The organism is Nostoc sp. CHAB 5715 (assembly GCF_020829685.1).
Lineage (GTDB): Bacteria > Cyanobacteriota > Cyanobacteriia > Cyanobacteriales > Nostocaceae > Nostoc.
In genome coordinates this window covers 1-10096 of the sequence record NZ_JAIVFR010000149.1, presented here as the reverse complement: position 1 = coordinate 10096, position 10096 = coordinate 1, and the positions used below count along the sequence as shown (strand labels likewise).

The 10096-nt window shown below is 42.1% G+C and carries 12 protein-coding genes; 2 read left to right on the top strand and 10 right to left on the bottom strand.

Annotated features, from left to right (window positions below; genetic code table 11):
* Positions 1-351 precede the first annotated feature (351 nt).
* Positions 352-2655, top strand: a complete 2304-nt coding sequence (locus LC574_RS10695; protein WP_229453503.1) for a DUF3488 and DUF4129 domain-containing transglutaminase family protein — start codon at positions 352-354, stop codon at positions 2653-2655.
* Positions 2656-2677: 22 nt separating this feature from the next.
* Here LC574_RS10695 and LC574_RS37925 read toward each other — a convergent pair whose 3' ends face one another.
* The 7 genes from LC574_RS37925 to LC574_RS10665 form a co-directional block, all read right to left on the bottom strand.
* Complete coding sequence (locus LC574_RS37925; protein WP_267871487.1) at positions 2678-2806, bottom strand: hypothetical protein; 129 nt, start codon at positions 2804-2806, stop codon at positions 2678-2680.
* 123 nt (positions 2807-2929) lie between these two features.
* On the bottom strand, positions 2930-3208 hold the full coding sequence (locus tag LC574_RS10690; protein ID WP_229453502.1) for a DUF5615 family PIN-like protein: 279 nt from the start codon (positions 3206-3208) through the stop codon (positions 2930-2932).
* A 4-nt stretch (positions 3209-3212) separates the two neighbouring features.
* Positions 3213-3542 carry a DUF433 domain-containing protein gene (locus tag LC574_RS10685; protein WP_229453501.1) on the bottom strand — a complete coding sequence of 110 codons (330 nt, stop codon included), beginning with the start codon at positions 3540-3542 and terminating at the stop codon, positions 3213-3215.
* Between the two features lie 42 nt (positions 3543-3584).
* The gene (locus tag LC574_RS10680; RefSeq protein WP_229453500.1) at positions 3585-3785 is read right to left on the bottom strand and encodes a hypothetical protein; all 201 of its coding nucleotides are present in this window, start codon (positions 3783-3785) and stop codon (positions 3585-3587) included.
* Between the two features lie 572 nt (positions 3786-4357).
* Positions 4358-4609: a hypothetical protein gene (locus LC574_RS10675; protein ID WP_229453499.1), complete on the bottom strand. Its 252-nt coding sequence runs from the start codon at positions 4607-4609 to the stop codon at positions 4358-4360.
* Positions 4606-4899, bottom strand: coding sequence for a type II toxin-antitoxin system RelE/ParE family toxin (locus LC574_RS10670; protein WP_229453498.1), 294 nt, complete (start codon positions 4897-4899; stop codon positions 4606-4608). Before LC574_RS10670 ends, LC574_RS10675 begins: the two co-directional genes overlap by 4 nt.
* Before the next feature lie 126 nt (positions 4900-5025).
* Positions 5026-5706: a uracil-DNA glycosylase family protein gene (locus tag LC574_RS10665; RefSeq protein WP_229453497.1), complete on the bottom strand. Its 681-nt coding sequence runs from the start codon at positions 5704-5706 to the stop codon at positions 5026-5028.
* Positions 5707-5899: 193 nt separating this feature from the next.
* On the opposite strand from LC574_RS10665, the gene LC574_RS10660 reads away from it, so the two are divergent.
* Positions 5900-6598, top strand: coding sequence for a phosphoribosyltransferase (locus LC574_RS10660; RefSeq protein WP_229453496.1), 699 nt, complete (start codon positions 5900-5902; stop codon positions 6596-6598).
* 279 nt (positions 6599-6877) lie between these two features.
* Here LC574_RS10660 and LC574_RS10655 read toward each other — a convergent pair whose 3' ends face one another.
* From LC574_RS10655 to LC574_RS10645, 3 genes are all read right to left on the bottom strand, one after another.
* Positions 6878-7978: a tetratricopeptide repeat protein gene (locus LC574_RS10655; RefSeq protein ID WP_229453495.1), complete on the bottom strand. Its 1101-nt coding sequence runs from the start codon at positions 7976-7978 to the stop codon at positions 6878-6880.
* A gap of 156 nt (positions 7979-8134) precedes the next feature.
* Positions 8135-8614 carry an NADAR family protein gene (locus LC574_RS10650; RefSeq protein ID WP_229453494.1) on the bottom strand — a complete coding sequence of 160 codons (480 nt, stop codon included), beginning with the start codon at positions 8612-8614 and terminating at the stop codon, positions 8135-8137.
* A 177-nt stretch (positions 8615-8791) separates the two neighbouring features.
* Positions 8792-9634: a cyanophycinase gene (locus tag LC574_RS10645; RefSeq protein WP_229453504.1), complete on the bottom strand. Its 843-nt coding sequence runs from the start codon at positions 9632-9634 to the stop codon at positions 8792-8794.
* Positions 9635-10096: the final 462 nt, after the last annotated feature.

Sequence of the window (10096 nt, the reverse complement as noted above, 5' to 3'; positions counted from 1 at the left end):
ACTTTAAAGTATTCCCGTTACAGTTCGCGGTAACCTTATATCATGTTCGCTTGATTACTTATTAAACCCCAAGAACCCCACCCCGCTTGGGGGGCTATGGTGTACACACAAGTCTGAAATAGCTGATTAACTAAGGTTTTACCCCACCCTAACCCTCCCCTTATAAAGGGGAGGGAACTTGCTGCGAGGAATTTAATTTGTAAAATAGGCGTTAAAACTTCATAGATGCGTGAAAACAGGATAAGAAAGCTTCTTGTAACGGGAATACTTTAAAGTAGGGCGAACAGTTTCGTCCTCAGCATTATTTCCGTGGAATTTTCACTTAGACTCGAAATGCTTAACTTATCCAAGATGAATCGGTTTTGGCGTATCCCTGTAGGTAATTTCTGGCGGCAAAATCCGCAGCGATCGCCTTTAATAGAGGTGGAAGATTCAATTTCTTTGCGGGTGCTGGTGCTAGCGTTGGTTGTTTTGGGAATTGTGGCGACGGATATCGCTGCCGAAACTTCATTCAGTTTTTGGGCATTACCCCTGAGTGTATTGGGTGCGATTTGGAGTTACTATCGTCGCCGCGATCGCAATGTTGCAGTTAAGTTTTGTATCGCTATCGGAATGTTAGTAGCGCTGGGTGCTTTCTTTGGGCGATTAGTGGGGGAGTTGAATGATACGCGGTTGGGTTTGGCAGAGTTATTAATTCAACTCCAGGTGTTACATAGCTTTGATACACCCCGTCGGAAAAATTTGGGCTATTCGATTGTTATAGGACTGATTTTATTGGGTGTGGCGGCAACGTTAAGTCAGACTTTAGCATTTGCACCTGTGTTGCTGTTATTTTTAGCGATCGCTCTGCCAACTTTAGTATTAGATTATCGCTCACGCTTGGGTTTGCAGCCATTAAAAATAAAAAATGAAAAATTAAATCAGAAGAATTCCTCAACTCTTAATTTTAAATTTTTAATTCTGAATTTTTTCCTAATTGTCGGTCTGGGACTGGCAATTTTTGCTGTTTTACCCAGATTTCCTGGCTATCAATTACGCAATTTTCCTGTAAGTTCTGCGATTCCAGTAAAAGGTAATTTCACCGGACGTAATATCATTAATCCCGGTTATGTCCGCCAAGGTAAAGGTGATAATCAAGGCAGTGGTAGCGGTGGTACGGGACAAAATCAAACTGGTCAACCAGGTAAAGTAGATAATAACTTTTATTACGGTTTTAATAGCCAAATTAACCAAAACCTGCGGGGCGAGATGAAACCTAAAGTTGTGATGCGGGTGCGATCGCAAGCTGAGGGTTTTTGGCGAGTTCTAGGATTTGACCGTTATACGGGTAAGGGATGGGAAGTTTCCCGTAATGAAGATGTTACAACTATCAAGCGATCGTCTTGGTCTTACCAAATTTTCTTGAATCGGCCTCTGATTACTGCTAAAACCCAAGAGATAGTACAAACTTATACAGTGGTAGCGGATTTACCTAACCTAATTCCGGCGATGGCTTATCCTAAGGAGATTTACTTTCCCACACCAATGATCGCGGTTGATAAAGAAGACGGATTGCGATCGCCTGTGGAATTATCAGAAGGACTCACTTACACAGTAATTTCTGAAGTACCATACCGCGATCGCACTAAATTAGGTAAAGCTTCTACTAAATATCCACGAGATATTAAACAGCATTATCTCCAAATTCCTCCCGAAATTGCCGAAAAAGTCCGACAACGTACCGAAGAAATTCTCGCTAACTACAATCAAGAAGGGGTAACAAAGTCTTCTAAAAGCCTAGATTCAGCCTACGAAAAAGCTCTCTACTTAGCTCAATATTTAAAGCAACGTTACTCTCTTCCCCAAAATCCCTTAGATTTGCCTTATTTGGGAGAAAAAGATGACTTAGTAGAAGCTTTTTTATTCAAATATAAAGGTGGTTATCCAGACCACTTCTCAACAGTTCTCACGGTAATGTTGCGTTCCATTGGTATCCCAGCGCGGTTGGTAGCAGGGTTTAGTGCAGGAGAATTTAATCCATTTACAGGGCTATATGTTGTTCGTAATACTGACGCTTATGCGATGACGGAAGTATATTTTCCTAAATATGGCTGGTTTGCCTTTGACCCGATTCCCAATCATCCCCTCATACCTCCATCAGTGGAAGATACTCAGACTTTTAGTGTGTTGCGTCAGTTGTGGCATTGGGTTGCTGGGTGGTTGCCTTCTCCAGTGACAGGTTTGTTGAATAATGTATTTGAGACAATATTTAAGTGGCTGATTGGAGCGATCGCTTGGTTTTTAGCTTTATTCTCTCAAGGTTGGTTTGGTGTATTAACTGGCTTAATCTTGACAACTACGGCAGCTTTCTTTGGTTGGCTGGGTTGGGGTCAGTGGCGAGAGTGGCGCAATCGTCGATGGTTAAAGAAATTGCCAGCAATGGAGAGCCTTTATCAACAAATGCTGCAATGGACAACCCAAAAAGGTTTAGGTAAGCATCCAGCACAAACACCTTTGGAATATGCCAGAGGATCATATCAGCATCATTCCCCGGCAACTGCTGAAGTTATAGATGAAATTTGTCAAGCCTATGTTGGCTGGCGTTATGGCGGTCATAGTCCTAACTTGCAGCGACTGCGACAAAGATGGCAAGAATTGAAAAAGACTGCTAAGTAATTCAAGACTTCGTATAAATTACTTATAAAGGTAGATAGAGTACAACTCCCTTCCATTCTGCTTGCTTACTAAAATCAACAAGCAGTAGCAATTCATCAATCGCCTGTCTGATGGGCATCCGGTCAGCCCCTTCGGGGAAGTCAAAAGTCAAAAGTCAAAAGTCAAAATTAAGATTAAGAACCCCATAAATAAATTTAGGGGCTTGAGTCAACTGACGTAGTATTTCTTGTACTACGTATCTCGAAATACATTTTTTTATTTTCCATAAATAAATTTAGGGGCTTGTACCTTTTTCTTTCTGGTCATTAACTACAAATAATCCTGACACCAGCTTTCCCGTTATCAATCGCTCGTAAGCAAAGTTTGGCATTGTTGCACGATCATGGGTTAAAACAATGCGCTCATTCGTTGCTGCCCAATCTAGAATCGCTGGATCGTCTACTTCCTGTAAACCAACATCTTGAACCCGAAGTAAATCAAGATTGGGTTGACGCAGAAATAGCCCTCGAACGATATCGCCATTAAAGTTTTCATCGCTTAACAAGCTCAACATTACCTTAAGATTGTTGTTGAGCTAACAAGCGAGAGCGAATCAGACTCAAATCAGGTTGAACACTGGACAAACGTTGCTGTACAGATTCAGCTAACTGTTCTCTGTGATTAAGGTAGGATTTTACAGCGTTTTGATGCCGAAGATAGTAACCAATGGTGCTGTAAACATCTGACAATGATAGGGTCGAGTACCTTTGGACAATAGACTCAGGTGATGCGCCATCCTGAAAAGCTCGGATTACAACCTCTAGTAAAACTCTTGAATTGCCAACTCGAATTGCTCCAGTTTCGTCTTCTCGGAGAGGAGGTGTTTCACGCTCTAAAACGAAGCTCATGGGCTAATTTCCCTGACTGACTTGACGTAATGGTAACTTAACTTAGTACAGCATTTCATTAATTCGTAGCGAATTAAATTTGGCAATACCCTGCAATGCCAATGCATCGACTAACAATGCCAATGCATCGGCTAACAATGCCAATGCATCGACTAACAATGCCAATGCATCGACTAACAATGCCAATGCATCGGCTAACAATGCCAATGCATCGGCTGACAATGCCAATGCGTCTCCTTGCATTAAAAACGTTACGATTTTACGCAAAGCTGTACTTAGTGTCTATCTTTATGACCATCAAAAAACTCCTGCTCCAAGAAATTGAATCCTCTCTGGAGGTTCCGAACCGAGTGGATCAGGCAAATTTGCCCACCAAATTTCTCCGCGATACACTACCAATCCTCACGGGGCAAGGACATAAATTGTAACTTTGCTAATACTGGATCTAGTTCAGAGGACTCTTGAGAATAAATCTGATTCAGTTTGTTCAAAATCTGATTACGGTTATATTTCCGCAAATATGCTTTCAAAGCTTTTGTGTAAAGTTCATCGAGGGCAGGTTATCAGTGTTGCGACCCGTTACGTCTCTTTTGAGTAGCACAAACATAAGTCAACTTGATTATGCTTTGTGAGTACTCAACTGCCAGGGCTATTTCGTTCTAAACATAAACCGCCCAGAACTAAAGTTCACAGGCTTTTAGCTCAAGTCCACTAAAGTGGACTAAAAGCCTTTCTTAGTCGTCTTTAGACGACTTTTGCTATTAGCCTCAGAATTTATTCTGAGGCGGGCTAGATGAGAATGAAATAGCCCTGACTCAACTGCTAAGACCTAATCGACGTTTGACTTCATCAAGTGAAATCGTCTGCGTTTGCTTGGCACGTTCATCCAGTAATGCCATCAATTTCTCATTTTGGCGCGTTCGAGCAATTTCGATATCAAAATTATCAATTGCGCTGAGGACAAACTCACTGCCATCAGCAAGGCGCACAATAACATCCTCGTCACGCGCTTGCTCTAGTAGTGCGCGAATTTCAGCAGAGTCTTCTGAAATCGTGATGGTTTTCATAACTCGTACACCTCCCCATGAACATAAAGTGTATTTCCTTCTTTGTAGGCGATCGCCTCAATTTTGACGACTGACAAGTCCTCATCAACATCGTAGAACACCCGAAACGTATCAACACGAAGCTCCCATTCTGCAAGATTATTCGGTCGGAGGCGCTTGCGATTACGAGTTGCCTGAGTTGGCTGATACTGAAGTTGTTCTTCAATTGCCAGAATGATCTGCCGTTGTTCGTAGGCTCGAAAAGTCTGCAAATCTTCTAATGCTTCTGGTGTGAAATCAATTTCAAACATCAAGCTGTCAGCTATGAACTTCTAATGGGTTCAACCAACTTAACGATCATACTGGTCGAACTCTCAAAACTTGGCTCAATCTAAAATCTAAAATCCAAAATCCAAAATTGAGTCATTAGATGTTTATTAGCTGTTATTTTGAATTTCGTCTAACTTGGCACGCACTGCCTGGATATCCTGCCACATCAACCATTTCGGCGCACCTCTTTCTTTAGAAGGGTTACGCAGCAAGTAGGAAGGATGAAAAATTGGCATACATAAACGCCCTTCCCACTCTAGCCACTGTCCGCGAATTTTCGTAATTCCCCGCTTATCGCCTGTGATGGCTTTGACAGCAGTTGCACCTGTTAACAGGATTATTTTGGGGTCAACTAGGCGAATTTGTTCTAGTAAGTAGGGTAGACAAGCCGCCACTTCTACAGGTGTAGGAACTCTATTATCTGGTGGGCGACATTTGTTGATATTGGCAATATATACATCATGCTCAGTACTCAGATTTATAGATGCCAGAATTTTCTCCAACAACTGCCCTGATTTGCCTACAAATGGTAAGCCGATTTCGTCTTCATTTTGACCAGGCGCTTCTCCTATAACCATAATTGGGGCTTTGAGATTACCACGTCCGACAACAGCATGAGTCCGAGTGTCTCCCAATGGACAGCGATGGCAGCGATCGCAATCCTGTGTCAACTCCGAAATGCCAGAATATGTTCCCGGAGCGATCGCAATTTTAGCGTCTGTGGGAATCAGTTCTCGTTGGTTAAGGGTTGAGTCGTCGAAGAGGCTGAGTTGGGTTTCGCTGCTCATGAAAATTAGGATTTTGGCATCAGCACCATCTGTCTTATCTGAGTTAAATACTGCTCTGGTTGAAGATTTATCAGAATAAATAGACTTTTGCTGAATACTTAATTATTTATACAAATCTGATTGTATCAGTTAATTTGAGACAAAATTCAGTCATCATATAAAGCAGTACCGTCCTAACATGCTGGGGGAAACCATGTTACATACCCCGCTTTTCGCCGATCGCACCCATGCGGGTGAGGAATTGGCGCGAGTGATTCATAATGTTTTGACTCAGCAAACTATTGATTCTGGGGTAAAGCCTGTACCAATTGTTTATGCTTTGCCAAGAGGGGGTGTACCAGTAGCAGCACCAATAGCACGTCTTTTGGATTGTCCGTTGACAATTGTTGTGGCGAAAAAGATTAGCCATCCAGAAAACCCAGAGTTAGCAATTGGTGCAGTGACTACTTTTGGAAACGTTCTTTGGACTGATCAAAAGCTATTTCGCTCTAAACATGATGCGCGGTGGCGGGAAGTAGCTTTAAATAAAGCGATAAACCTTGCTAAGTCTCTTGAGGCTCAATTAATTCCTGCTTGTCCGCAGGTGAATGCAGAGAATGCTACGCTCATTTTAGTTGATGATGGCATTGCTACAGGTATGACAATAGCGGTAGCGGCAACTGCTCTCAAAACGCTTTCTCCAGCAGCAGTTTGGCTATGTACTCCAGTAGCGCCACAAACATTGCTACCCTGGTTAGAACAGTGGGGCGATCGCACAATTGTCTTGCAAACACCGAAACCCTTTTGGAGTGTAAGTAATTTTTACGCCAAATTTCCCCAAGTAGATACATTAGAAGTTCTTGGATATCTCCAGCAACAAAAGATAATGGGAGAAATTGACCTATGCGAGTAATTTTAAATTATTAACTCTTAATTATTCCTTTCCCTCTTTTGCTTTTAACGATTTTTGGGCGTTTTTGTCAAGAGAGCTAATGGCACCAGCAAGTTTTGTGGCTCTTTCTAAATCCCTATTACGAATTACGAACTTGTACGCTCGCTTGTCCTGAGCGTAGCCGTTGGCGCAGCCTCTCGTAGAGAAGGGCCTAGCCGAAGTATTACGAACTTGTACGCTCGCTTGTCCTGAGCGTAGCTGTTGGCGCGGCCTCTCGTAGAGAAGGGCGTAGCCGAAGTATTACGAATTATCTGAAGATGTTCCTTGCTGGTATTGCATAGCTTTGGCATAATCACCCAAGGCGTAGCAAGCAGTTTTCAGACGATCAAGAGCTTCTTCTTCACTGCGCCGATCTTTGATACTTCTAGCTAACAGCAAACGTTCTTCATAATACTTAATGGCTTTGTTATAGTCACCCAAAGCTTCACAAGCAACTCCTAAGTTACCTAAAGACTGTTCCTCACTACGCTTGTCTTGAATTTCTCTAGCTAATTGCAACCGTTCTTCATAATACTTAATGGCTTTAGCATAATCACCTAAGGCATAACAAGCATTCCCTAAATTTTTTAGCGCCTGAGAAGCACTGCGAACATGTTTTAAGGAGCGTGCTAGTACTACACACTGCTCATAATAGGCGATCGCTTTTGGGTAATTGTCCAAAGCATACCAAGCATTACCCAAATTCTTGAGTACCTGTTCCTCGCCCCAGTTATCTTTGAGTTCCCGGACAATTTCTAGGCTTTGCTGCTGATACTCAATTGCCTGCGTAAAGTTGCCCAAAGCTTTATATACCAATCCTAAATTATTCAGTGCTGCTACTTGACTACGTTTGTCTTGCAGCTGTTGCGTTATTTTTAAACACTTTTCCAAAAATTCAATAGCCTTGTTATGGTCATTTAGGTGACGATATGCATTCCCTAAATGGGAAAGTGCTTGCATTTGCACTGCGAAATCTGAGGTGTTTTTGACCAAAGACAAACACTGTTCGGAGTAGGAGATAGCACCTTTGTAGTCTCCAGCTGTGTAAGTTACCAATCCTAAAAAAGAAAGTGCCTGTGCCTGTTTTTGCAAATCCCCAACGGACTGAAACAGCCCCAAGGATTGTTGTAAGGACTTTAAAGCCGCTATTAATTCACCAGTTTGCTGCTGTTGAATTCCTAGCCGTAGTAGCTTGGATGCTTCCGATATGTCGTCACTTTCCTGTATAGGTAGTATTTCTGCTTGTGAACCAGAGTCAAATTCATGGGTAATTGTATTACGCTTCACTGATTTTAAGTATGTTATGGGTAATTGCACGGAAACTGTATTTTTCGATCTGTTATTCCATTCGCCTTTAGACATCAGCCCTTTCCTGTTCAGTCTGGTGCTAAATCTAGTGTTCCCAAAACCACAAGGTATCTTTCATCAGGTTGGTTTGGTTTAGCACAGCGTAGGTTAAGTAGGCGTTTAATAATGATACAAATACGCTCTTTTGGGGCATGGCAATGCCCATAGGTGTCAACAAAAACCTAGAAATTTTCTATTATCAACATTTGCGCTGTATGTATGGTGTAGGATCTCTCGCACCTCCATTAAAATTTTTCCTAGCATATTTTTACCACTACCATCGGCTCCGCAACCCCAGTAAAAATCGATGGGCGAGTTTTCAACAATTTCTGCATTGCCTGTGGAAAGTAAGATATCCCTGATATCTGTATGAGTTTGAAATTTAGATAGCACAGCTTGCCGCATGATGTCGTCTTTAACTTGTTCCCAATCTTGCCGTAGGGGACGGGTTCTCTCACGCCCCATTTTTGCGGCATCTTTAGGTGTTTTAACTAGACGAATTTGTTCTAAATGAGGTGTACCCACAAACTTTTGCGCTTGAAAGTAGTGTTCGCTAGTTGGCCAATACAATCCATCTAATTTAAAGCCGTGGGGCGAAAAGTTAGAGAAACAGCCATATTCTTCACGAGTGCTATAAAAGTAGATTGTCATAGAAGTTTATAAAAAGAATATTAATAATAAATCCTCCCCTTTCCTCCTGAAAATGCGGGGCTATGTCCGCTATTTGTGAGAGTATTTGGGAGGATATTCAAGAAATAAATGTCTGTAATCTACAAGTATTAACTATTGACTCAATTTAAACGCACCTGCTAAAAGTTAGCTGTTGATTTAACCAACAGCTACAGACATATTTGCCACAGAGCCATTATTTAGGATAGGCTGACGGGTTTTCAAGTCAAATTTGAAGCCATGTGGCAAAATATGAAGCTTTGCTCCGCAAATCGCCAAAGACTCATCCTTCAAAATTTCGTCCATATTGTTGTATGTAGCCTCTGATTCATCAACAATCGTAACCGCACCTTCACCAATAACTTCAATTTGGTTATCTGTCACGACCATAGCGGTATTCTCGTCAATACCGAATCCCAAAACAGCAGGCTGTAGTATCAAAGCTGAAATTAAGCGTCCCAAGCGTCCCCGCTGGGAAAAATGCTGATCAATTACCACTCCTGGTAGAAAACCAAGACCGGGGCCCATTTCAACAGTTTCAATCCGAGGATGTGTTTCTGAGTCGCCTTCCACAATCATTACGTCTGGCATTACGGCGGCTCCCGCGCTTGTGCCTGCGATAACTACACCTTCAGAGAACCGTTGATGAATCGCTGTATCTATATCAGTGCCTTTAAGGATATTGGTGATGCGAGCTTGATCTCCCCCGGTAAAAAATACTCCAGTTGCTTTATTAATTGCTTCCAATGCGGTAGATGAAGAAGCATCTTCGCGGGTTTCCGTATCAATAATGCGAGCAGTCTCGGCTCCCAGCCGCTCAAATACTCTAATATAATTTTCTCCCACTTCTCTTGGTAATTCTGTCGCCGCCGTCAGAATTACAATATACGCCTTCGTACCCCCAGCGCGTCGCACAAAGTCCCGCAGAATTTGGCAATCTCCTTCCTTGTCTTCGGCTCCCCCTATAATTACCAGCTGCCGTTTGGGATTACTTTCTACCATGATGCCCCCTGATTTCATTTAATCAATTTTACTAAACCATGACAATTCCAACTATCAAATCATCCCTTTGGTAGATCACCTGATAGAAGATAGTATTAAAATTTGCGTAGACGCATTCGCGCAGCGTCTCGTAGAGAAGCGGCTTGTGGTTAGACATCGCAACGAAACCAAAAGATTTTTCCAAAAAATTACATAAAAAATAATTATCTTCATTAACGTTCGTTGACTTAATAAAACCCACAGCACCAATTGCCTCTAGAGTGATTTTCTAGAGGCATTGCTAATTGCCGATTGAAAATTTATCCTGCAATTATTAAATAATTGGTATTAGCTCTCATGAAGATTTTACCTATTCCTGGAAAGGAACTAAAACTATGGAATAGAACCCTATATCTTTAATTGTCTTGGCGTAGCCTCTTCCTTTGGGAGAAGGTTCAGCGTCTACGTGTTAGGTAGGAATCA